At 68.1% G+C, this 23,126-nt stretch carries 20 protein-coding genes; 7 read left to right on the plus strand and 13 right to left on the minus strand.

Annotated features, from left to right (window positions below; all coding sequences use genetic code 11):
• Positions 1-16: 16 nt before the first annotated feature.
• Entirely contained in the window at positions 17-379 is a 363-nt protein-coding gene (locus AU198_RS00355) for a hypothetical protein (protein WP_156431433.1), read from the minus strand.
• Positions 380-418: 39 nt separating this feature from the next.
• Positions 419-1,285, minus strand: coding sequence for a formylglycine-generating enzyme family protein (locus tag AU198_RS00360; RefSeq protein WP_064345506.1), 867 nt, complete (start codon positions 1,283-1,285; stop codon positions 419-421).
• 67 nt (positions 1,286-1,352) lie between these two features.
• On the opposite strand from AU198_RS00360, the gene AU198_RS00365 reads away from it, so the two are divergent.
• Both AU198_RS00365 and AU198_RS00370 read left to right on the plus strand, forming a co-directional pair.
• The gene (locus AU198_RS00365; RefSeq protein WP_064345507.1) at positions 1,353-1,775 is read left to right on the plus strand and encodes a nitroreductase family deazaflavin-dependent oxidoreductase; all 423 of its coding nucleotides are present in this window, start codon (positions 1,353-1,355) and stop codon (positions 1,773-1,775) included.
• A gap of 70 nt (positions 1,776-1,845) precedes the next feature.
• Positions 1,846-2,265, plus strand: a complete 420-nt coding sequence (locus tag AU198_RS00370) for a pyridoxamine 5'-phosphate oxidase family protein (protein ID WP_197415979.1) — start codon at positions 1,846-1,848, stop codon at positions 2,263-2,265.
• A 93-nt stretch (positions 2,266-2,358) separates the two neighbouring features.
• On the opposite strand, the gene AU198_RS00375 is transcribed toward AU198_RS00370, so the two are convergent.
• Together AU198_RS00375 and AU198_RS00380 are read right to left on the minus strand one after the other, a co-directional pair.
• Complete coding sequence (locus AU198_RS00375) at positions 2,359-3,558, minus strand: SfnB family sulfur acquisition oxidoreductase (RefSeq protein WP_064345508.1); 1,200 nt, start codon at positions 3,556-3,558, stop codon at positions 2,359-2,361.
• Positions 3,555-4,724, minus strand: a complete 1,170-nt coding sequence (locus tag AU198_RS00380) for an LLM class flavin-dependent oxidoreductase (protein WP_064345509.1) — start codon at positions 4,722-4,724, stop codon at positions 3,555-3,557. The genes AU198_RS00375 and AU198_RS00380 overlap by 4 nt, the downstream gene beginning before the upstream one ends.
• A gap of 385 nt (positions 4,725-5,109) precedes the next feature.
• Here AU198_RS00380 and AU198_RS00385 point away from each other — a divergent pair, with 385 nt between their 5' ends.
• Together AU198_RS00385 and AU198_RS00390 are read left to right on the plus strand one after the other, a co-directional pair.
• On the plus strand, positions 5,110-5,313 hold the full coding sequence (locus tag AU198_RS00385) for a cold-shock protein (protein WP_064345510.1): 204 nt from the start codon (positions 5,110-5,112) through the stop codon (positions 5,311-5,313).
• Between the two features lie 262 nt (positions 5,314-5,575).
• Positions 5,576-6,703: a fatty acid desaturase family protein gene (locus AU198_RS00390; RefSeq protein ID WP_064345966.1), complete on the plus strand. Its 1,128-nt coding sequence runs from the start codon at positions 5,576-5,578 to the stop codon at positions 6,701-6,703.
• Between the two features lie 15 nt (positions 6,704-6,718).
• Here the strand turns inward: AU198_RS00390 and AU198_RS00395 are convergent, their stop codons facing one another.
• The 8 genes from AU198_RS00395 to recC all read right to left on the minus strand — a co-directional run bounded on the left by AU198_RS00395 (position 6,719) and on the right by recC (position 20,749).
• Complete coding sequence (locus tag AU198_RS00395) at positions 6,719-8,473, minus strand: sulfatase family protein (RefSeq protein WP_064345511.1); 1,755 nt, start codon at positions 8,471-8,473, stop codon at positions 6,719-6,721.
• Entirely contained in the window at positions 8,470-8,916 is a 447-nt protein-coding gene (locus tag AU198_RS00400) for an SRPBCC family protein (protein ID WP_064345967.1), read from the minus strand. The genes AU198_RS00395 and AU198_RS00400 overlap by 4 nt, the downstream gene beginning before the upstream one ends.
• A gap of 297 nt (positions 8,917-9,213) precedes the next feature.
• The gene (locus AU198_RS00405; protein ID WP_064345512.1) at positions 9,214-9,537 is read right to left on the minus strand and encodes a WXG100 family type VII secretion target; all 324 of its coding nucleotides are present in this window, start codon (positions 9,535-9,537) and stop codon (positions 9,214-9,216) included.
• A gap of 143 nt (positions 9,538-9,680) precedes the next feature.
• Positions 9,681-10,760: a tartrate dehydrogenase gene (locus AU198_RS00410; protein WP_064345513.1), complete on the minus strand. Its 1,080-nt coding sequence runs from the start codon at positions 10,758-10,760 to the stop codon at positions 9,681-9,683.
• Entirely contained in the window at positions 10,757-12,364 is a 1,608-nt protein-coding gene (locus tag AU198_RS00415; protein ID WP_064345514.1) for an SLC13 family permease, read from the minus strand. The genes AU198_RS00410 and AU198_RS00415 overlap by 4 nt, the downstream gene beginning before the upstream one ends.
• 170 nt (positions 12,365-12,534) lie before the next feature.
• The gene (gene recD / locus AU198_RS00420) at positions 12,535-14,214 is read right to left on the minus strand and encodes an exodeoxyribonuclease V subunit alpha (protein ID WP_156431458.1); all 1,680 of its coding nucleotides are present in this window, start codon (positions 14,212-14,214) and stop codon (positions 12,535-12,537) included.
• A 5-nt stretch (positions 14,215-14,219) separates the two neighbouring features.
• Complete coding sequence (recB, locus tag AU198_RS00425) at positions 14,220-17,507, minus strand: exodeoxyribonuclease V subunit beta (protein WP_064345515.1); 3,288 nt, start codon at positions 17,505-17,507, stop codon at positions 14,220-14,222.
• Positions 17,507-20,749 (minus strand): exodeoxyribonuclease V subunit gamma, encoded by a 3,243-nt coding sequence (gene recC, locus AU198_RS00430; RefSeq protein ID WP_064345516.1) that lies wholly within the window; start codon positions 20,747-20,749, stop codon positions 17,507-17,509. The genes recB and recC overlap by 1 nt, the downstream gene beginning before the upstream one ends.
• A gap of 107 nt (positions 20,750-20,856) precedes the next feature.
• Between recC and AU198_RS00435 the strand changes: the two genes are divergently transcribed.
• From AU198_RS00435 to AU198_RS00445, 3 genes are read left to right on the plus strand one after another with little or no spacing between them, the layout of a single operon-like run.
• Complete coding sequence (locus tag AU198_RS00435) at positions 20,857-21,324, plus strand: LppP/LprE family lipoprotein (protein WP_064345517.1); 468 nt, start codon at positions 20,857-20,859, stop codon at positions 21,322-21,324.
• A 14-nt stretch (positions 21,325-21,338) separates the two neighbouring features.
• Complete coding sequence (locus AU198_RS00440; RefSeq protein ID WP_064345518.1) at positions 21,339-21,947, plus strand: HD domain-containing protein; 609 nt, start codon at positions 21,339-21,341, stop codon at positions 21,945-21,947.
• 3 nt (positions 21,948-21,950) lie between these two features.
• Positions 21,951-22,799, plus strand: coding sequence for a sulfurtransferase (locus tag AU198_RS00445; protein ID WP_064345519.1), 849 nt, complete (start codon positions 21,951-21,953; stop codon positions 22,797-22,799).
• 55 nt (positions 22,800-22,854) lie between these two features.
• Here AU198_RS00445 and AU198_RS00450 read toward each other — a convergent pair whose 3' ends face one another.
• Positions 22,855-23,094 (minus strand): hypothetical protein, encoded by a 240-nt coding sequence (locus AU198_RS00450; protein WP_064345520.1) that lies wholly within the window; start codon positions 23,092-23,094, stop codon positions 22,855-22,857.
• Positions 23,095-23,126 lie beyond the last annotated feature (32 nt).

Genomic DNA, 23,126 nt, shown 5'->3' on the forward strand with positions numbered 1-23,126 from the left:
TTTGGCGCCCTACGCGTCAAAATTGTTGTCGCTCAGCGGATCCTGCTGCCGTTGTCAACGGTACGACGCGCAGTCCTTCATACGCCGCGCGCACCAACTGTTCGTCGGTGAAGCGCGGACGGTCGAGGTGCGCACCGGGTATCAACAGGGCAATCTCGTCGCGCAGCGCCCACAACACGCTTCGCGGCGGTGCCTGTACCAGGAACCGCAGCGGTTCAGTCTCGGACTCCTCGCGGACGCGTCGCACGACGTCGAGGATCGCCGTCTCGACCGAATCCGCCCGCACGCTTCCGGTCCAGCGTTGTTTGCCCGAGCAGGCCGAGTAGCGGATAGCGGATCCGCGTGGACGGGCCAAAGCGACGGCGACCGTAGTAGTCATGGCTGGCACTGTATGTGCGGGGTACGACAGGTCGACCTGTCAGGCGATGCAGCGGAACCCGATGTGCGTGGTGGCGCTGTCCTGCGACTGGGACGACCGCGCGGCCGGGCGGTAGCGATGGCAGTACTCGGGGGCGCACAGGTGTGAGCCACCCTTGAGCGTTTGGAATTTAGACGGGTCACCGGTTGGCGGCGCACAGCAGCCTGACTTCTGGGGGCTGTGGCGCGGCGAGTACGTCGTCGTCGTCCATTCCCAGACGTTCCCGATCATGTCGACGACATCGAATGCGTTGGGCGGGAACGTGCCCACCGGCGAGGTGCCGACCCAGCCGAGCGCGCCGTCGTTGCGGTAGGGGAAGCGGCCCTGCCAGGTGTTGGCCATCAGGCGTCCGTCGGGCTGCACGTCGTCGCCCCAGGCGTAGCGGGCTTGGGATCCGGCCCGCGCGGCGTACTCCCACTCCGCTTCGGTGGGCAGTCGGCGCCCCGCCCACGCCGCGTAGGCCGCCGCGTCCGGATACGCGACCTGCACCACGGGGTGGTCGGGGCGGTCGTCGATCGACGATTCGGGCCCGAACGGGTGGCGCCAGCTGGAACCGGGCACCCAGGTCCACCACTGCCGCCAGTCCCGCAGGTTGACCGGGCCGGGGGTCGGCCGGAACACGAGCGCGCCGGGAACCAGGTCCTCGGGCGAGGCCCCCGGGTAGGCGGCCGGATCGAGTTCCTGCTCGGCGAGAGTGACGTAACCGGTGTCGGCGACGAACTCGGCGAACTGCGCGTTGGTGACCGGGTGGCGTTCGATCGAGAACGATTCGACCGTCACCTCGTGGACGGGCGCCTCCTCCGGATAGAAGTCTTCTGATCCCATCCGGAAGGTGCCCGCGGGCAACTCGATCAGTTCGGTCAGCATCACTTCAGGCTAAGCGCTGCGGTCGATCTCGCGACCGGAAGGCCACCGCAAGTGCCACGATGAACCGATGACCGATGACAAGGCCGCCGAGCGCGACTTCAACGAGCGCAACATCGAGGAGTTCCGCCGCAACGGCGGCAAGGTCGGCGGCCAGTTCGAGGGATTTCCGCTGCTGCTGCTCACCTCGACCGGCGCCAAGAGCGGGCAGCAGCGTGTCAACCCTGTCGCGTACTTCGACATCGACGACCGCATCTACGTCGTCGGCTCTTCCGCGGGCCGCCCGGCGAGCCCGGGGTGGGTGTTCAACCTGCGCGCCAACCCGACCGCCTCGGTGGAGATCGGCGCCGATCCGCCCCGGCAGGTGACCGCCCGCGAGCTTCCGCGCGACGAACGCAACCGCATCTACCGCATCGTCGTCGAGCGCGCGCCCGGTTTCGGCGGGTACCAGCAGCGCACCGACCGCGTCATCCCGGTGTTCGAGCTCATCTAGCCGCCGCGAATGCGGTAGGCCCGCTTCAGCGGCGGGGAATGTGCTCGGCGTCGCAGCGGTTGGGCCAGACATGGCCAAGATGACGACTGGTGAGCGCGAAAAGTTCCTGTCCGACGTCCACGTGGGCGTCATCGCCGTTGAGCGCCCCGACCGGGCGCCGTTGAGCGTGCCGATCTGGTACGGCTACACGCCGGGCGGCGAGGTACTCCTGTGGACAGAGTCAGAGTCCCTCAAGCACCGGCTCATCAAAGAGGCCGGCCGGTTTTCGATCACCGCGCAGGACGAGGCGCCGCCGTATCGATACGTCACGGCGGAGGGCGAGGTGACCGGTATCGGACCGGCTGAGGATGCGATCGTGCGGGAGATCGCCATTCGCTATCTGGGCGAAGAGGAAGGCAACGCGTTCACCGATCAGAACCTGACGCCGACGTCGGTGATCATCCGGATGCGTCCGCAGCGCTGGCTGAGCTTCGACTACTCGACGGAGTAACCGCTTCTTGCGCACCGTCGTGGCCCGCGAGCGTCCCCGAAATGCCGGCTATGCGCGGCGTGTCGGGCGCAAACACGGTCGCTCGCGGCAGAATTAGATCTGACCGTGGCGCGGCGGGGGCTTGCCCGACAGGGTGTAGCGGCCGATGTGTTGGATCTTCCACCGCGTCGGGTCGTGCAGCGTGTGGGTGCGAGCGTCGCGCCAGAACCGCGACAGGTTGCCCGACGCCGAAGCGCTTCTGGTTCCGCCCAATTCGAACAGCACGTTCGACGCGTCCAGCGATGCCCGCACCGCGGCCACCTTCGCCGCCGCGACGGCGATCGACGCCTCGACCGCCGTCTCGTCGGACAGATGGGCCTCGGCGTGGTCGACCGCCCGCGCCGCCTCGACCAGGAGCGCGTGCGCGCCGCGCACCGTGACGGCCAGCTCTCCCGCGACCGTGATCAGCGTCGGGTCGTCCACCGCGGCGGCCACGCCGGCCTCGAAATGCGGCCGCGCCCGTTCGGCCTGGCGCACACCGGCCGCGAGTGCCCCGGTCGCGATGCCGACGTCGATCGCGCTGTGCAGCAACTGTGCTCGCGCACCGTATACGGACGGTCCGCTGAAGATCGGCGAGAACGGCACCACGTGTTCGACGGGCACCGCGACGTGGTCGAGCGTCACCGTGCCCGACGCCGTCGTGCGTTGCCCCATGCCGTCCCAGTCGTCGACCACCGACAACCCCTCGGCGTCGCGCGCGACGAACGCCACTGCCTTCGGCGTCTGCGCGGTCGGCACCTCAGAACCGTCGGCCAGCGACGCCCGCACCAGCACCCAGTCGGCGAACAGAGCGCCCGTTGAGTAGAACTTGCGCCCCGACAACACATAGTCGCCCGATGGCTGGCGCACCAGCGTGGTCGTGTCGACGTCGACGGTGTGCGGGCCGCGCTCGGACTGCGCATTTGCCAGCAGGGCCCCGTTGCGCACCCGGTCGTAGAAGTACGACTTCTGCGTATAGCTGCCCTGTAACCGCAGCGCCTCGAGAAACACGAAGTGCGAGTGGGGAATCTGGGCCAGCGAGGGGTCGGCGTGGGCGATCCGGCGAAACACCTCGGCCAGCACCGTCGCGGGCGCCGCGATGCCGCCGTAGTCGGTCGGCACCGTCAACGCCAGCAGCCCGGACTCCTTGAGCGCCTGCACCTGATCGTGTGGCAACCGCCGGTCGGCGTCGCGCGCGGAGGCCTGGGCGTCGAATTCGGCGGCCAGTTTCGCCGCGACCTCGAGCGCTTCGTCCGGCGACGCGATCGGGGTCATCGCGAACCGCTCACGAACGGGATCGACGCCGGCGCGGCCGTCGTCGCCGTGCCTTTGTACAGCCCGCGCTCACGCAGGATCGGCACCACACCCTCACCGAACCAGTACAACTCCTCCAGATGCGGGTAGCCCGAGAAGATGAACTCGTCGATGCCGATGTCGGCGTATTCGGCGATGCGGTCGGCGACGTCGACGTGGCTGCCGACCAGCGCGGTGCCCGCGCCGCCGCGAACCAGGCCGACGCCCGCCCACAGGTTAGGCGCGATCTCCAGCGAGCGCGCGTCGCTCCAACTGCCGTTGCGCCGGTGCTCCTCGTGCAGGGCCAGCATCCGCTTCTGCCCCTCGGAATCGCTGCGGTGCAACCCTTTCTGCGCGTTGCGCACCGTCTCCTCGTCGAGCGCCGCGACCAGCCGGTCGGCCTGCGCCCACGCCTCGTCGGAGCTGTCCCGCGAAATCGTGTGCAACCGGATACCGAACCGCACCTCCCGGTCCTCCTTGGCGGCCAGCCCGCGGATCCAGGAGATTTTCTCGCGCACCGCCGACGGCGGTTCGCCCCACGTCAGATACACGTCGGCGTGCCGCGCCGCGACCGGCCCCGCGGCCGCCGAGCTCCCGCCGAAGTACAACGGCGGCACGGGATTCGGCAGTGTCGGCAGCGCCGCCTCCTCGACACGGATGTGCTCGCCCTGCAGTGAGACGGTCTCGCCGGCCCACAGACGGCGGACCACTTCGAGGAACTCGTCGCAGCGCTGGTAGCGGCCGTCCTTGTCGAGATAGTCGCCGAACGAACGCTGTTCGTGCGCCTCACCGCCGACCACCACGTTGAGCAGGATGCGGCCGGGTGCATGCCGAGCGAACGTCGCGGCCATCTGCGCCGACAACGTCGGGCTGACCAGCCCGGGCCGGAACGCGACGAGGAACGCCAGCGACGTCGTCTCGCGGGCAAGCAGCGACGCGGTGATGAACGCGTCCTCGCACCACGCGCCCGTCGGGATGAGTGCGCCGGTGAAACCGAACGACTCGGCGGCCCGCACGATCGAGCCCAGGTAGTCGATCGACGCGTCGCGATCGCCGTGGGCGGCTCCGGCTGGCATGCCGTGGCCACCACCGACGATCAGCCGGCTGTCGCCGTACGTGGGCAGGAACCAGTGCAATTGGATTGTCACGAGGATGACTCCTCAACCAGCCGGCCGGGACGCCACCAATGCCGAGGACGACGGGTGGGTGGACGAACGGTCGATGATGGTCGACAACGGATGTTGAAGTGGATCACACAAGTCACCCCGAAATGCTGCCTACGCGCGACGGAGACGTCATCGGTTAGGTTCAGCGCGATCAGAACCGCCTTCTGCGCACGCTCGCGCGCGGCGAGCGTCCGCAGAAGGACGAAATTATGTGGCGTGTCGCGCGCAAACACGGACGCTCGCCAAAAGGGGGGAGCGCGCTCGCGCAACAGGGGGCAGGCTTGCGGAGATTTCGATGACCTGCGGCGTGATAGCCTCGACGCGGATGTTTTCCTACATCCGTTCAGAATGAGAGAAGTTGAAAAGTATGGCACAGGGAACTGTGAAGTGGTTCAACGGCGATAAGGGCTTCGGCTTCATCGCTCCCGACAGCGGCGAGAAGGACGTTTTCGTTCATTTCTCGGAGATCCAGGGAAATGGATACCGGTCGTTGGAGGAGAACCAACGCGTTCAGTTCGAGGTCGAACAGGGCGCCAAAGGACCTCAGGCAATCGGCGTGACCGCCGTCTAGCTTGCACGACGACTGTGGGCTGGTGGGAATTCCCACCGGCCCACTCTTCGTTTACGGGGGAAGGAAATCAGGCCCGAGGTCACGACCATTGGTGTCGATCGGTTGAACCGCTGACCAGCGGCGTCGACACCCCGCGGCGAGTTCTCTAGACTGGCGGCACGCCGACGCACTGCGTCGTCTCCGTCGATTTCGGCCGGTGGTCCGCAATCACGCCGGGTTCATGTACGAGCCCGTCCGACCACCCGAACGACCAGGACACCTCTTGGCAATCACCGACGTCGGTGCGTACACCCATTTGACCGAGGCGGACATCGAAGCCCTCGGTGCCGAGTTGGACGCCATTCGCAGCGACGTCGAAGAGTCGCTCGGGGAACGCGACGCGGCCTATATCCGCCGGACCATCAAGTTCCAGCGGGCGCTCGAGGTTTTCGCCCGAGTGGTCATAGGCACCAGTCGGTCCCGTACCACCTGGTGGGTCGGGACGGCCGCGTTGGCGTTCGCCAAGTGCGTCGAGAACATGGAGATCGGCCACAACGTCAGCCACGGCCAGTGGGACTGGATGAACGATCCTGAAATCCATTCCACCACATGGGAATGGGACATGGTCGCCGTCTCGGCGCAATGGAGGTACTCGCACAACTACCGCCACCACATGTTCAGCAACGTGGTGGGTGTGGATGACGACCTCGGCTTCGGCATCATGCGGATCACCCGCGATGAGCCTTGGCAACCGGTCCATCTGCTGCAGCCTTTACGAAACCTGTTGTTGGCGGCCATCTTCGAGTGGGGTATCGCGCTGCACGGCGTTCATTCCGAACGCGACCGCGCTGCGGGGGACGCCGCGCGGGTGACCCGCGAGAGAAAGAAGCTGCTCCGCAAGATCGCCCGCCAGGGCGTCAAAGACTACGTGCTGTTCCCGGCGCTGAGCGGACGGCGTTGGCGTGGCGCGCTGGCCGCGAACGCGGTGGCCAACCTGGTGCGGAACCTGTGGACGTATGTGGTGATCTTCTGCGGACATTTCCCCGACGGAGCCGAGAAGTTCACCGCCGACGCCATCGCGGAGGAAAGTCGCGCGGACTGGTATCTGCGCCAGATGCTCGGCGCCGCGAACTTCAAGGCGGGCCCGCTGCTGGCGTTCTCGAGCGGCAACCTGTGTTACCAGATCGAGCACCATCTGTTTCCCGATCTGCCGAGCAATCGGCTGGCGGAGGTCTCCGTGCGGGTCCGCGCGGTGTGTGAGAAGTACGACCTGCCCTACACATCCGGATCGCTTGTGCACCAATACCTTCTGACACTTCGAACGATCCACAAGCTGGCGCTGCCGGACGAGTTCCTGACGGCCACCAGCGACGACGCCCCCGAGACGGCGTCGGAGCGCAAGTTCGCCTGACGGTCGAACGCGGATTTACTTTCGGGAGCGGCGCGGCGAGTACGGCCACGGGTGGTTGCGCTCGGGTACGGACTCCGCGCGGGCCTGCTTGAGCTGCATGCGCAGGTGCTGACGCAGATCGTGCAGATCCGGATCCGCCCACCGGTTACGGGCCTCGGCCGGGTCGTCGGTCAGGTCGTACAGCTCCCACTGGTCGTCGAGCGGGGACGTCCGGTACGCCTCGCCGCCGAGACCGTTGGCCGCGAGGTGACGCACCCCCGGCTCCGTCCACGTCGCCGGATCGTCGAATGTCCGCACCAGCTTCCACAGATGCCCCTGACCGCCGGCCTGGTCGACGTGCAAGACTAGCCCCTCGAAGTTCGACGCGACGTGCGCGGGCACCCTGATCCGCAGGGGCGCAGGGGGTTTCGTCGACATCTTCAGTTTGCGGGCCATGCCTGACGCGCCGGTGTCGCCCTCGAGCACGTTGTCGCGGGTCATCAGGTACACCGCTCGCGATTCGTCTGCCGGGCCGCCGTCGACCACCGGCATCAGATCGCGGCCGGGCAGGTCGTGCACCTCGGAGAAGGTCTCGGCCAGTTGTGCCGCCGCCGCCTCGACGTCGACACCGGCGGCGCCCAACAACGTCGGGACGATGTCCACATGCGACGTCGGCGCCGTCACCGTCCGCGGTTGCGTCGCCTGCTCACCGATTCGCGCCACCACGAACGGCACCCGCGTCGCCTCGTCGTAGAGGTTGAACCACTTCTGGTGCAGGCCGCCGTGGGCGCCGAGCAGATCGCCGTGGTCCGAGGTGCGGACCAGCACCGCGTTCTGCGAGCCGTCCTCGGTGACCGCGCGTCGCACACGATCGATCGGGGCGTCGACCTCGGCGTGCAGCCGGTAGTACAAGTCCCGGTATCGCTGAGCCTGGCGGGTGTAGGTGCGGTCGATGGCCGGCGCCGGTCCATAGCCGGAGTAGTAGGCCTCCCGGTAGGCGATCTGTGCGGCGGGCTTGGTCGACAAATCCTCGTCGGCCGTCGGCGCAGGCGGAACCGGCGGCGGATCCAGCGGCGACGGGCGCACCGGGCTGCGCCGCTGCCACGCCGGGAACAGCACGATGTCGTGCGGGTTGACGAAGCTGGCCACCAGTAGGAACGGCCGCATCGCGTCGACGTCTCCGGCACGACGCCGGTCGTAGCGGTCTCTGAGCCACGCCACCACGCGGTCGGCGATCAGCGGATCGCGCCGGATTCCCGCGTTGGCCAAAGGGGCGCCGTGCGGCTCCGGGCCGACCCAGCCCGAAAACCCGTACGGCTCAAGCGGATCGGCGTCGAGGTAGCGCTGCACCGCCCTCGGGTCGACGACGCCGTCGGCGTCGTTGGTGGCCAGCGGCTCACCCGTGGCGGGGTCGGTCAGGTCGGCGTGCGAGATGTGCCACTTGCCGTCGTAGTGCGTGTCGTAGCCGGCCGCGCGGAACCAGTTGCCCAGCGTCGGCACCTCGTTCGGGCGCAGCCAGCGCATCCGGGAGTCGTCATAGACCTTGCCGATGCCGTCGGTCTGGGTGACGCCGTGCAGGTCGGGGTACTGGCCGGTGAAGATCGTCGGGCGGCTGGGCACGCAGGCAAGCGACCCCGTGTAGTGCCGTTGAAAGCTCACGCCGTGCTGGTCGAACCAGGCGCGGCCGGCGAGCGTGTCGCGGCGCCAAGCCAGGACGCTCGGCGCCTCGTAGGGCGGCACGGCGCGCTCCTCGTCGGTCATCACGATGATGATGTCGGGCCGATCTGTCATGTGGTGTTCTCCAATCGCTTCGCCAGCGCGGCGAGCATGGTGTCGGATCCGCGGGCCAGCGCCCGGGTGGCCAACCGTTCGACGAGTTGCTGCGTTCTGCCGCGGCCCTTGCGCACGGTGCTGGTGATCGTCACGACGGTCTCGCCACCGCTGGTCGGTTCGAGCTTCCAGCGGTTGCTGACCGTGCCCAAGAATTTGGGCAGGCCCTCGATCTCGTAGGCCAGGACGTACTGCGGATCGCATTCTGTGACGGTTTCGACCAGGGTGTTGCGCCCGATCTGCACGCGCCGCGCGGTTCCGACCAAGCCGCCGTCGGGCCCCCGCGTCAGGATGCAGGAGTGGTCGACGTCGAGCCATGTCGCGATGGCGCCGAAATCGGCGAGTACATCCCAGATCTGCGTCGGGCTCGCCGCGACGACGCGGCTGCGGTCGAATTCGGCCACGGTCCCACCGTACGTGAAACTGACGATGCCGTCAGGCGAACCTTGGTTGGTGGTGTGCCGAAAGTACGGTTGTTGCACGTAAGTCACGGATTTCAGTGCAACAACCGTACTCTCGGCGGCGGCGGAGGGTCATGCGCGGCGGGGACCGGCCTTTCCACGTTTCGAACACCGAGAGATTGCGCAACCCCTCGGCCGTCTCCCCGCTGGTGCGGGACCGGTGCGCTGCGGGCCTTGGACACCTCGTCGAGTCTGCTCGGGTTCCCAACGCGCAACGTCGGCCAACGTCATCCCCACGGGTCAAAGCCCCATGGTGCCCAAACGCAATCCCGCAGAGTCGATTTCGGTAGCGGCAGTGTCGTCGGTGCGAACATACTTCGCCGCTGCCGAGCGCAGATGCTCGGCGTACTCGAGAAGTGCGGTGTAATGGGCGGCGGACTCCTCTTCCCACTTCGCGGTGGTTGCTGAGAGCCCCGAGGCGCTCGAGCCGATCCAGCCGGGCTGGGCGGCGCCCATTCGCTCGTGCGCGGTGCCGTGTGCGGACCGCAGGCTGTCGGCGGCAGCGTTGACGTGGTCGGCGGCCATCCGGACCTCCAGCGGGTCTACCCGCAGATTGTCGCTCATTCGCCTTCCCAAACGTTCGCCGAAAGTCCACCGGACACGGATGTTTGCTGGGCAAGATTACCATCGCCCGGACACCCCCTGGTGCACGAATTTTGGGGGGCGCCCAGCGGTGTACCGGTGATATTTGAAGTTTGCTGGGCCGGTTACTTCAGCCGTGCGACGAGCGCGTCGGTGACTTCCGCGGTCGACGCTCGCCCGCCCAGGTCCCCGGTACGGGTCTCCGGTGCGGCCAGCGTCGACTCGACGGCGGCCATCACCTCGTCGGCGGCCGCCGCGTGTCCGAGGTGCTCGAGCATCAGCGCCGCCGACCACACCGCGCCGATCGGGTTGGCGATGCCCTGTCCGGCGATGTCGGGGGCCGAACCGTGTACGGGTTCGAACATCGACGGGTACTGCTTGGTGGGGTCGAGGTTGGCCGACGGGGCTATTCCGATCGAGCCCGCCACCGCTGCCGCGAGGTCGCTGAGGATGTCGCCGAACAGGTTTGAGCCGACGACGACGTCGAATCGCTGCGGCTGCAGCACGAACTTGGCGGCCAGCGCGTCGATGTGCTCGCTGTCGAGCCGCACGTCCGGGTAGTGCGAGGCCCGCTCGGCGACCACCTCGTCCCAGAACGGCAACGTGTGCACGATGCCGTTGGACTTGGTCGCCGACGTCACGTAACGGCGACGGGTGCGGGCGAGCTCGAACGCGGAGTCCGCGATGCGGCCGACACCGTTTCGCGTGAAAACCGACTCCTGGACGGCCATTTCGTCGGGAAAGCCCCTGTTGAGCCGTCCGCCGATCTCGCTGTACTCGCCTTCGACATTCTCGCGCACCACAACGAAGTCGACGTCGTGCGCCGTCCGCAGCGGGCTTTCGACACCGTCGAACACCCGGATCGGTCGCATGTTCACGTACTGGCGGAACGCGCGACGGATCGGGATGAGCAGCCCCCACAACGAGACGTGGTCGGGGACACCGGGCCAGCCGACCGCACCGAGGAGGATGGCATCGAACTCCCTGAGGGTTTCGATCCCGTCGACGGGCATCATCGCGCCCTCGTCCGCGTAGCGTTGACACGACCAATCGAATTCGGTGTAGGACAACGCGATTGCGTGCTTCTTCGCGACCGCGTCGAGCACCGCGCGCGCCGATGCGATCACCTCGGTGCCGATCCCGTCACCGGGAATGACGGCGATGGACGATGAGCCGCTTGCGCGAAGAGCATCAGACTCGGTCATGTACCCAATCCCAAGAGGCTGATCATCAGCGGTAGCAAAATGATGATCAGGATAGCGCCCGCGATGTCGAACGCGACTCCGGAGCGGATCATCTTCGTGATCGGGACGACACCCGAGCCGTAGACGATGGCGTTCTGCGGTGTGGACACCGGCAGCATGAAACCGAACGACGCCGCGAACGTCGCCGCCAGCGCGGGCACGAAGGGGTTGACGCCCGCGGCCACCGCCACCGGTATCACGATCGGCACCACCACCGCGGCAGATGCGGTATTGCTGGTGGTTTCGGAGACGATGATCGCCAGGATGACCGCGAAGACGGTGATTGCGATGGTGCTCGTCAGGCCGAGCGCGTCGTTGACGGAGGTGCCGATGGTCTCGGCCAGTCCGGTCGAGGAGATCAGTGAGCCGAAGATGATGCCGGTACCGAACAAGATGATTGTGCCCCAGTCGATTTCGGCTGCATCCTTCCAGCGCAGAGTGAATTCCCTGCTCTGCCAGTCGGTGGGCAGCAGGAACAGCAGCGATGCGCCGAACACCGCGACGACGCCCTCGTCGAGGCGGTCGCTGACAAACTCGTAGGTGGTGGACTCGGTTCCGGTGATCAGCGCGACCACACCGGGCAGGATCCACAGCGTCACCGTGATGCCGAATGCGATCAGCGTGTTCTTCTCCGCCCGCGACAGCGAGCCGAGCTTCTCGCGCTCGCTGGCAACGTATTCGGCCACGCCGTCGATGCGTTTGATCTCGGGTTTGTTGAGCCGCAGCAGGATAAGCGCCAGCAACAGGAACATCACGAAGCAGATGGGGATGGCCATCGCCATCCACTGCCCGAAGCTGATTCGCTCTTCGGTGGCCTCTTCGATCAGCCCGCGCCCGATCAGGTTCGGCGGGCTGCCGACGGGGGTGAGCAGGCCACCGACACTGGCGCCGTAGGCGAGCATCAGCATGAGGGCCGCACCCACCCGCAACCGTTGTGGGTCGAAGTCGGGTTCGACGTCGCCGCGCTGCTGCAGCAGTTTGGCGATGACCGACAGGATGCCGATCGCGGTCGGCAGCAACATCGCCACCGTCGCGGTGTTCGAGACGAACGCCGACAGCAGGCAGGTGATGGCGCCGAACGCGATGATGACGCCGGTGGTCGAACGGCCGGCCCGCGGCAGCGCCAGGATGCGGAACGCGAAGCGCCGCGCCACACCGTGTTTGAGCATCGCCTGGGCCAGGATGAACGCTCCGATGAACGTGAAGATGGTCGAGGATCCGAATGGGCCGAGCACATCGTCGACCGGTGCGACTCCGAGGAACACCGCGACCGCGACGCCGAGCAGGCCGCCGATCGGGATCGGCACCGCCTCGGTGATCCACAGCGCGATCACGCCGAGCAGGACCGCGCCGAGCACCTGTTGTTCGCGCGGGATGTCGAGCGGCAGGACGAGGAAGACGACGGTCAGCAGCGGTGCGAGGAACAGGCCGGCCGTGCGGCGGCCTTTCTCGAACCGTTCCTCTCGCGGCGAGAGCTTCTGTTCGCCCAGGCTTCGGTAAGTCGCGCTGCCGAGCAGTGCCTTGTCGACGTCGGTCGGTGTGACCTGGTTTTCCGTGCTGCTCATTGCCGGCTCCGTCCACCCGGTGGTGTGTCAACGCCACAATCGCCGGGAAGGAGTGCCCTGTACTCCGGTGACGCTAAACATCAGACCCCTCGCCGAACGTGGATTACCCGCACATATTCGGCGCGGAAAGCGTGCGGGTAACCCACGTTCGCGCCGGAGGGAAAGGGGCGTCAGTTGCGGAGGCGGCGCGCCAGGCCCGATGCGCGCACGGCCCGGCGCTGTACGGCGGCCCGCACCGAGGCCTGCGGGCCGACGACCCGGATCTTCTTCTTGGCTCTGGTGACCGCGGTGTAGAACAACTCGCGGGACAGCAGCCGGGAATCCTCCGGCGGCAGCAGCACCGTCACCTCGTCGGCCTGGCTGCCCTGGGATTTGTGAATCGTCATCGCGTGCATCGTGTCGACCTCGGCGAGCCGGCTGGTCGCGAACTCCAGTTGCTTCGTGCCCGCGACGACCGTGCGGAGCACCCCGTCGCGCAGCACCGTGACACCCGTGTCGCCGTTGTAGAGGTTGAGCCCGTAGTCGTTCGCGGTCACCAACACCGGCCGCCCCGCGTACCACGTCGACCAGATCGGCTCGCCGGTCAACTCCGACAGCCACCGCTCCACCTGGTGGTTCCAGTACCGCACCCCGAACGGGCCGCGGCGATGCGCGCACAGCAACCGATGGTCGGCCAAGATGCCCAGCGCCGCATCGGCGTCACCGAGAACCGCCGCCGTTCGCAACGCAATGGCGTTTGGCACCAGCACTTTACGAAGATGCTCGGACGGCTCCTCGGTGTCCACCCATTCGATGTGCTCTCCGTCGGAACGCAACACGTCGATGACGGTGTCCTCGTCACCGGCGCGAATGGCGCCGGCCAGCCGCCCGATCGACTCGCCGAACCGGTGCGACGTCTTCAACTCCGCGATGCGGTCCGCGCCGAGACCGTCGACCAGGTCGGCGAGGACCGCGCCCGCCTCGACCGACGCCAACTGGTCCGGGTCGCCGACCAGGATGAGCCGGGCCTCCGGCCGCACCGCCTCCAGCAGTCGCGCCATCATCGTCAGCGACACCATCGACGTCTCGTCGACGACGATCACGTCGTGCGGCAAGCGGTTCGCCCGGTGGTGCCGGAACCGCGCCGACGTGTCCGGGCGGCTACCGAGCAGGCGGTGCAACGTCGTGGCGTGCAGTCCCGACAGCGCATCGCGGTGGGCCGCGTCGAGTTTGTCCACCTCCAGTTGCACGGCCTCCTGCAGCCGCGCCGCCGCCTTCCCCGTCGGCGCCGCCAACGCGATCCTCAACCGCGTCCCGCTCGTGAGGAGCGCGAGCAGGCGCGCCACCGTTGTCGTCTTCCCCGTTCCCGGCCCTCCGGTGAGCACCGTCAGACCCTGCGACAGCGCCAGTTCCGCGGCGGCACGCTGCTCCTCGAAGCCCGGCGGGAAGAGCCTGTCCAGGTCCGGCAACGGCTGGGCCGGCCTGGCGGCGGTCATCGACAGGATGTCGTCGCGCACCTGTTGCTCTTCGAGCCAGTACCGGTCGAGGTACAGCAGATCACCGTCGACGTGCAGCGCCGGTGGTCGCCCGGTCAGCGGATGCGCGGCGATGGCGCCGAACCAATCGTCGACGGCGGGCCACGGCAGCCCGTCGAGGCCGACCTGCTGTTCGACGGTCCGCAGGTTCAGGCATACTGACCCGTTGCGCAGGGCGCGCACCACGAGAGCGATCGCGAGCGAGACCCGCTCGTCGGGCGCCTGGACGAGATCGCAGAGCCGTTGTGCCACATGTACATCCGATGCTTCGAGAACTTCCGCGTCGGTGAAGGTGCGCAGCAGTCCCGTGGCGCTGATCGCCCGCCGCCACTCCACGCCGGTCACGCTGCGGCCCTGCCCGCGTCGAGCAGATCCGACAGCGCGGTGATCAACGCCGCCGACGGTTGCCAGCTGAACACGCCGGCGGGATGGCCGTCTTGGGTCGGCGTGTCCGGCCCGCACATCCCGCGCAGGAACAGATACAGCACGCCGCCGAGACGTTCCTCGGGCGTGTAACCGGCCAGCCGCCACCGTAAGAACCGGTGCAGCACAACGCTGTACAGCAGCGCCTGCAGCGGATAGTCGGAGTGCAGCATCGCCTCGGCCAGCCGCGGCCGGGAGTAATCCGCCGCGGTGAGGGGGCGATTGGGGTCGCCGAGCCAATTCGTCTTGTAGTCGACGACGAGGTAGCGGCCGCCGATACGCAGCACCGCGTCCACCGAACCCGACAGGTAACCCTTGAGCGGCTGCGGTCCCAGGGCCGCCCCGGTCAGCCGCTCCGCGTACGACGCCAGCGGATCGTCGGCCGGCAGGTGCGCGCGCAGTAGTTCACCGACGTGGGCGAGCCGGATGTCGGGCGCGGTGGCGCGCAGATCGCCACCGGCCAACGGGAATTCGAAGTCCATCTCCCGCATCCGGTCGCCCAATCCGATCTGCCGAAGCGTCGCGCCTTCGGCCAGCGGTCCGAGCGGTGTGTCGTGCATCGGCACCATCGCCGCCGCCAGCTCACCGGCGTCGACGTCGACCGGCCACCACGCGGAGTGCTCACGGACCCGAGCCTGAAGTTCCGCGGCGAGGTCGGCGGCCAACGGATCCGCGGTTTCGAGCACCGCATGCACCAGCGAGCCGAACTTCGCACCGGTCGGCAGCTCGGCCATCGGTGAGGGCACGTCGGCACCGACCGCCTCGGCCGTCAACGGGATCTCGGCGACCTCGTCGTCGAGCTCGACGACTTCGGGTTCACTGCTGACCGGCGTCGCCTCGACCGCGCGGATCAACCCGCTATAGGACGTCCGGCGCCACGCCGTGTCGATGGGGCGGTGGAAGTGTCGGGCCTCCACCTCGACGGGGGTTGGCGGCTCCGCACGTACCAGCCTCGGACGCGGCACCGACTCCTCGATCACCGGACCACCGACGGCCTCCCACTCTTTGAGGCGCGCCAGCGCGTCGTCGTCGGAAACCTTGCCGGGGACAACGACATCGGGGACCATTGATTCGCCGGGGCGCCGGCCGCGCAGCAGCCGTGACAGTCCGCCGTTCGGCTCGTCGCGGGAGGGCGCCCACCAGGCGACCAGCTGCGACTGCGCCCGCGTCATCGCGACGTACATCAGCCGGCTGTCGTCGCTGGCGTCCTCCTCCCGGCCCACCTTCGACACCGCGTGAAAGTCGGGGCTGTCGTTGCCGCCAATGTGCAGGCACCGCGTATCGCCTTCGTGGTAGAGCACCAGGTCGGGTTCGAACACGTGACGGTTGAACGCGAACGGCAGGTAGACCACCGGGAACTGCAGGCCTTTGGCGACGAACACCGTCATCACCTGAACGGCCGCGGCGTCGTTGTCGAGGCGACGGAACCGCTCCGCGGCGCCGCTCCGCTCGTCGCGCTGGGCCCGCAACCAGTCCCGCAGCGCAGGCAGCGTGAAGTGCTCGCGGTGGGCGGCCTCCTGCAGCAGTTGGGTCATGTGGGCCAGGTCGGTCATCTGGCGCTCACCGTTGCGCCACGACAGCACCCGGTCGCCCATGCCGGCGAGTTGCGCGGCCTCGAAGATCGCCGCAACCCCGCGCTCGCGGGCGTGACCGGCCCACTCCCGCAACGTCTCCGCGATGCGGTCGGTCAGCTGGTCACCGCCCGCGACGAGCGACTCGGCGGTCTCCCCGAAGAACATGGTCGCGGCCGCCGCGCGCACGACGCCGGGCCGGTGCGGCTGGTCGAACGCCTCGAGCAATGCCAACCAGTCCTCGGCGGCGTCGGACGCGAAGATGTCGGAGTCGCCGGTGTACACCGCGGGGATGCCGGCGTCGCACAGGGCGCGGTAGCAGACCCGGGCATCGCGGTGGTTCTCCACGATGACCGCGATGTCGCCGGCGTCGAGAGGGCGACCGTCGAACGTCGCACCCGCGTCGATCAGCGCACCGATGTCGGCCGCCAGGTCCTTGGGGATGTGGGCGCGGAGCTGATCGATCGGCAGGACGCTGGTTCCGCTGCGGCCCAACGTGTTCCGACACACGACTCGCAGCCGGAACGGCTCGTCGCACGGTGCGCCGGCCAGCCGCGAACCTGTGTGCTTGGCGGCGACGTCGTGCACGACGATCTTCTCGTGGCCCAGTTGTGCGCCGCGCAGCACCGCCTGCAATCGGGTCACCAGCGCCTCGTCGCTGCGCCAGTTGATGGCCAACGTTTTCTGGATGTCGGCCTTCGAGGCCGCGCTCAGGTAAGTGACGATGTCGCCGCCACGGAAGGCGTAGATCGCCTGCTTGGGGTCGCCGATCAGGATCAGCGTCGACCGGTTGGTGAACGCGCGGTCGATCACCCGCCACTGCACGGGGTCGGTGTCCTGGAACTCGTCGACCATCACGATCGGCCAGCGCTGGTGCATGCGCAGCTGCGCGGCCGAGCCGTCGGCCTCCAGCGCATCGGCCAGCCGGCTGAGCAGGTCGTCGTAACCGAGGATTCCCTTGCGGCGCTTGCGAACCTCCAGCTCAGCGAGAACGTTTGTGGCGAAGCGGACGCAGACCTCGGCGCGCGAGTCCGGTTCTGGGTTCTCGGGCCGCAGTTCGGTCGCGGGGTGCTCGACGACCTCCTTGGCCAGCCGCAGCGCATCGCGATAGGTCAGCAGCGGATTGTCGCGCTCGCGGCCGAAGTGATGCAGGTACAGGTCGTCGACGATCTCGGTGACCAGCTCCTCGAGGCTCTCGACCAGCGTTACTCCGGAGTCGCTGTCACCCGCCACGCCCAGCGATTTGAGCACCAGCTGACAGAACTGGTGTGTGGTGGCGATCGTCGCGGCGTCGAACGCGGCCAGCGCGTCGCGCAGATGGGTCTCGCGTTCGGCCAGTTGGTCTGGGCTCCCGTCGAGCAGGTACTCGATGATCTCGTTGGCGTCGACGCTCGCCGGATCGGCGAAAGCCTGTACGCCGTCCGCGATCTGGCGCCTCACCCGGTCGCGGAGTTCCTGGCTGGCCGCTCGGCTGAAGGTGATCAACAGCATCTGGTCGAGCGTCGCGACACCCTCGGCGAGATAGCGCGTGACCAGCCCGGCCAACGCGAACGTCTTACCGGTGCCTGCGCTGGCTTCCAGCAGGGTGGTCGAGCGTTCGGCGGGCAGATCACCGAGGAGATCGAAGGGTTCCATCACGTCTCCAGCGCCCGCAGCATCGGCAGCCACAACCGACCGGAGTACGTGTCGAGACCGCGTTCGACGAGGTGCTGCAACCAGGTCGGCTTGCCGAACGCCAGTTGATATGCGGGCTCCTCCTCTTCGCCGGGATAGTTGCCGGACCGCCACTTGTAGCCGGCCCGCTGCTCGGGGTCCCCGTGGCCGTGCACGGCTTCGGCCCACGCGTAGGACGTCTTGACCGGCAGCGGTAGCGGTTCGCGGCGACCCTCGTCGTACATCGCCACCAGGTCGGCCAGCAACTCCCGCGCCGACTCAGGGGGTCGCCCGATGAATTCGACTCGCGGATTGGTGCCGCGGCGGGCCCGCCCGATGCTGATCGCCTTCCACTCGCGTCGGGGTTCGTGAGCCAGCAACGCCAGCAACAGGATCCAGGGTTGCAGCAGGTGCCGGCCGTCGAGCTTGGAGTACGTGACCGAGACCAGCCGCTCGCCGTAGTCGGGTGTCACAGTACCAATGACGCGGCGGCCCCCGCCGATCTCGACGTCGATGTCGACCGCGGACGGATCGGCACCCCGGTACGGCCGTGCGGCGTCGGAGATGAGCGAGGCCTGGTTACAGATTTCGTTCGCGCGACGCCATCCGAGATGGCCGGGAGGTAGCGTGCCGCGGCGCCACTCGGCTTGGCGGGCCTGGTCGGGATCCATGCCGCTCAACATGTCTCGCAGCACGCGATCGCCGACCGTCCACTCCTCGAGTGCATCGATGTCGACGGGCATCGCGTCCTCGACCCCGTCGACCTCCCACGGCAACGTGTAGTCCAGCGCGCGGAAGAACCCCTTCACGGGATCGCGGAAGAACGCGACCAGGTCGGCCAGCACGATGTCGTCGGCCGCGGGTGCGGGCAGGGGTCCCGAAACGAATCCTGGCCGTTGCGCGCGTTCGGCCGCGCGGGTCAGTGCCGCGCGTTTGACCGTGGAGTCGAACGTGAACGGCACATCCGGTATCAGCTCGCCCGGAATGACGTTGCGGGTGTCGAACGGCTGCAGTGGATGTCGCACCACGATCCTGTCGCGGACCGGGTGTCCGGTGGTGCGGTCGAGCGTGTCGAGCAGTTCGGCGAGCGGAACGGCGGGCGGGCGTTCCTGACCGGAGTACTCGTTGGCGCCGGTGTAGGTGATCACCAATGTCTCGGCGGCCGCACCGATGGCGTCGAGCAGCAATTGCCGGTCCTCGGAACGGATGTCGCGTTCCCCTGTCATCGGCTCGCGGCCGAGCGCGTCGTCGCCGTCGACCACACCCAGCCGGGGGAACACTCCGTCGTCGAGCCCGACCAGGCACACGACCCGGTGGGGCACCGACCGCATCGGCACCATTGTGCACACCGTCAGGGTGCCGGTGCGGAAATTGGCGCGGGTCGGCCTGCCCGCGAGGTGGCGGCCGAGCAGCGCGCGGATATCGCTCAGCCGCATCATCGTGTGGGCCCGAGCGCCCGCGGTGGCGAGCACATCGGCGAACTCGCGCTCGAGTTGCGCTGTCTGCCAGGCATCGTCGTCATTCACCCGGGTCAACAAGCAGATGCTGTCGGTCAATGCCTGTAGCCAGTCCGCGAGCGGCTTTGTGCCGGTGAGGGATTGAACGGCGCATCGCAGGCGGTCGATGTACTCGGCGAGCCGGCCGGCCAGGTCGACCCGGTTGCTGCTCACGTCATCCAGCGGGAGCGTGGCGTCGAGCCAGGCGTGGGAGTCGTCGGACATGGCCACCCCGGCTAGCACCCGGTCGATGCCGAAACGCCATGTGTTCTGGACGAAGTCGACGCCGTACGGTTTGCGGTGCTCGGTGTCGAAGCCCCAGCGGATGTTGGCCTGTCGCACCCAGCGGGTGATGTCCTCGAGGTTGTCGTCGGTGAAGCCGAAGCGCGCCCGCACGGGGGCGGCCTGCGCGAGGTTGAGCACCTCACTCGAGGTGGCCCGCCCGCCAGCCAACGCCAGCAGTTGGGAGGCGACCCCGAGCAACGGATTGGTCTGGACGAGGGACCGGTCGGCGAGCCGGACGCGGAGCTGGTGTGCGGGATGCACCCCCTTGATCACGTCGCCGAGTCCGAATCCGGCCACGATCAGCGGCGCGTAGGTTTCGATGTCCGGGCACATGACGAGGATGTCGCGGGGTTCGAGTGTGTGGTCGTCGGCGAGCAGTCCGAGCAGCACTTCGCGCAGCACATCGATCTGGCGGGCCGGCCCGTGGCAGCTGTGCACCTGCACCGAACGGTCGGTGGCCGAGTGCACGCGGCCTTCTCGCCGGATCGTGTTGCCGGCGATGTCGGACTGCAGCCACCCGAGAAGTGTGTCCGAGTGCTCGCGGCCGCCGAGATATTCGTCGGTGTGCGCATCGTCGGGCAACGCGCGCTGCAGTTCGCGAAGATCGCGGCCGAGGGTGGCGAGCAGGGGATGGCCGACTCGGCGGTGGCTGGTGTCTTCGCGACGGGGGATCTGCCCGTGCGTTCCTTTGAGTTGCTGCCAGAGATCGTCGCTGGGATGCGGCAGCCACAGGTGCAGCTCGTGGTGGGTCGACAGCGCGTCGAGCAATTCGATCTCGGTGCTGGGCAGGCGGGTGTGCCCGAACAGCGACAGCCGCTCGGGCAGTTCGGTCGCTGATTCTCGCAGCCGCACAACGGTTTTGGCGTGGCGAATGTGCGGCGTATCGGTGCCGATGCGCTCGATGAGAGCGCGCCACAGCGGCGGCTGCCAGGCGAGATCGGTCGGAATGTCGCCGTCGGCGCCGTTCTCCCAGTCGACCAGCAGGTGCGGGCGTTGGCGGGCGTAGGAGGCGAACAGCCCGGCCAGCCTGCGGGCGACGGCGTAGCGCCGGCCCTGCCGTAGTTCCCTCTCCTCACCGGTTTCGAAGTGACCGAGGTGAGTGGCCAGCGGCGTGCACCAGTCCTCGGCGCAGGCGGCGTCGATGACCTCCATCAGCGGCCACACCATCGCGTCGGGCGACCACGGGTCGTCCCGCTCGGTGTCGGTCAGCTCGGCGATCAACGAGCGGGGATTGCGAAACGCGATGCCGGCGCAGACACCGTCGGCGCGCGCGCCACGCCCGAGCGCGTGACTCAGCCGCTGGCTCAACCAGCGCTCGACACCCTTGGCCGGGACGATGACCAGTTCCTCGGCGAACGGGTCAGGTAGGGGGTCGGAAAGCAGGGCCCCGAGCCCGTCGGCGAGAAGATCGGTGCGTTCTGCCCGATGGATGTGAAGCGCCATCGCATCCAACGATAGGAGGTCGGTCCGACGCGGCGCGGGGTTTACGGTGGCGGTGGACGTTTGCAAGCGAGGAAGCCAGGGAAGCCAACATTTCGATGATTCGTTCGATGGCCGCGATGATGACCATGGCCGCCTGTATCCTGTTGGTCGCGATGCCGGTCGCCAACGCCCAGCCATCGTGCGGTCCGGACCAGGCCGGCGCGCTGCGCCTGGCGTTCGCGCAGCTGCCGTTCGAGCCGCTCACCGGCGCCAAGTGGGACAGCACACCCGTCGACAGCAACTACGACCCGTGTGCCGAACTGTCGACCATCCTGGTGACCACCGAGGGCGGCACCGGAAGCTCGCCCGTGCAGGCGCTGCTGTTCCATCGCGGCGAGTATCTGGGAACGGGCACCTCCAAGGCGTACGGCTTCACCTCACTGGACAGCGCGGCCAGCAGTGACGACATGGTCGTGCTCAATTACAGGGTGCCGGGTGAGTGCAACGCCTGCGAGCCCGCGGCCATCCACAGCGCGCGGTACCGCTGGAACGGTGACCGCGCCGTGATGCTCGATCCGCCGCCACCGACGGCCTGAGGAAGGAGCGCGAAGTGAGCGAGACGACGTCACCGCGCCTCGGCCCGAAATTCCAAGAGGCGCTGGGATTCGCCGCCGAACTGCACCGCACCCAGACCCGCAAGGCCAGCCAGGTGCCCTACGTCGGACACCTGCTGTCGGTCGCGGGCCTGGTGATCGAAGCCGACGGCACCGAAACCGAAGCGATCGCCGCGCTGCTGCACGACGCCGCCGAGGATCAGGGCGGAGACGTGACGCTCACACAGATCGAGGAGCGTTTCGGGCCCGAGGTCGCCGCCATCGTCGAGGAGTGCAGCGACACGGTCCTGACGCCGAAACCGCCGTGGCGTGAGCGCAAGCAGGCGTACATCGAGCACCTGAACACCGCCTCCGACAGCACAATTCGCGTGTCGACGGCCGACAAGCTGGACAACGCCAGGGCGATCCTGCGCGACCTGCGCCGCTTCGGCCCGAAGGTGTGGCAGCGCTTCAACACCGATGACCCGCACGAGCATCTGTGGTACTACCGCTCGCTGCTCGAGGTGTACCGGCGTCGCAGCGACAGCTGGCTGGTCGACGAACTCTCCCGCGTCGTCGAGACGTTGGCCGAGGAGATCGGCCCGCCGGTCGCCGCTACCGTCTGAGGTATGAGCGCACGCGACACGGTGTGGATCTCGGCCGCGGAGGTGGCGCGGCGACTGGACGCGGGTGAACCGCTGACGCTGCTCGACGTGCGGTGGCAGCTCGGGAAGCCCGATGGCCGAGCCGCCTACGAACAAGGACACCTGCCCGGGGCGGTGTACGTGTCGCTCGAGGACGAGCTGAGCGATCACACCGTCGAAGGCCGCGGGCGGCACCCGTTGCCGACCGGATCCGCGCTCGAAGCCGCCACCCGCCGGTGGGGCGTGCGGGCCGGGGTGCCGGTCGTCGTCTACGACGATTGGAACCGCGCCGGGTCCGCACGCGCCTGGTGGCTGTTGACCGCGGCAGGTATCGACGACGTCCGCATCCTCGACGGCGGCCTCGCGGCGTGGACGGCGGCCGGCGGTCAGCTGGAATCCGGCGTCGTCGAACCCGCACCCGGGGATGTGAGCGTCGCCCACGACGATCTGTATGCCGGGGCACGTCGGACCGTCACCGCCGACGCACTATTGGAACCGGGTCGGTCGATACTCGACGCGCGGGCGCCCGAACGGTTCCGCGGCGACGTCGAACCGGTCGATCCGGTCGCCGGCCACATTCCCGGTGCGCTCAACGTGCCGAGCACCCGCCTGCTGACCGTCGATGGAACACTGCTGCCCGAGAACGAATTGGCCCGGGCGTTCGGGGAGGTGGGCGACGGCGAGGTGGCGGTCTACTGCGGGTCGGGCGTGACCGCGGCGGTGACGATCGCGGGCCTCGCCGCGGCGGGAGTGGATGCCGCCCTGTTTCCCGGCTCGTGGTCGCAATGGAGTTCGGACCCGTCGCGCCCCGTGGCTCGCGGCTCCCGGCCATGACAGAGGCCCGCCAGGGATGGGCACTGGAGGGCCTCTGTGATGACTGGCTGTGGAGTCAGGGATGGTAGCCGGGCTGGACCTGCTGCAGATGGGGAATGCCGTGAGTGTGGGGGACGCCGGGAGCCGGGTGCGCGGTAACGGTCGGCGTCGCGACGATGCTCGGTCGCGGCGCGGGGTTCTGGGAGTAGGTCCCGGCGTTGGCGGCGCCGGCGAAGCCGAGGGCCCCGGCCAGGATTCCGGCTGCGACGATCGGCAGGGCGAAAAACTGGGCGATGCGGCGGGTGGTGTCGTTCATGTCGGAATCTCCTCGTCGAGTCCGGTTCTGCG

Source organism: Mycobacterium sp. GA-1199 (genome assembly GCF_001500045.1).
GTDB lineage: Bacteria > Actinomycetota > Actinomycetes > Mycobacteriales > Mycobacteriaceae > Mycobacterium.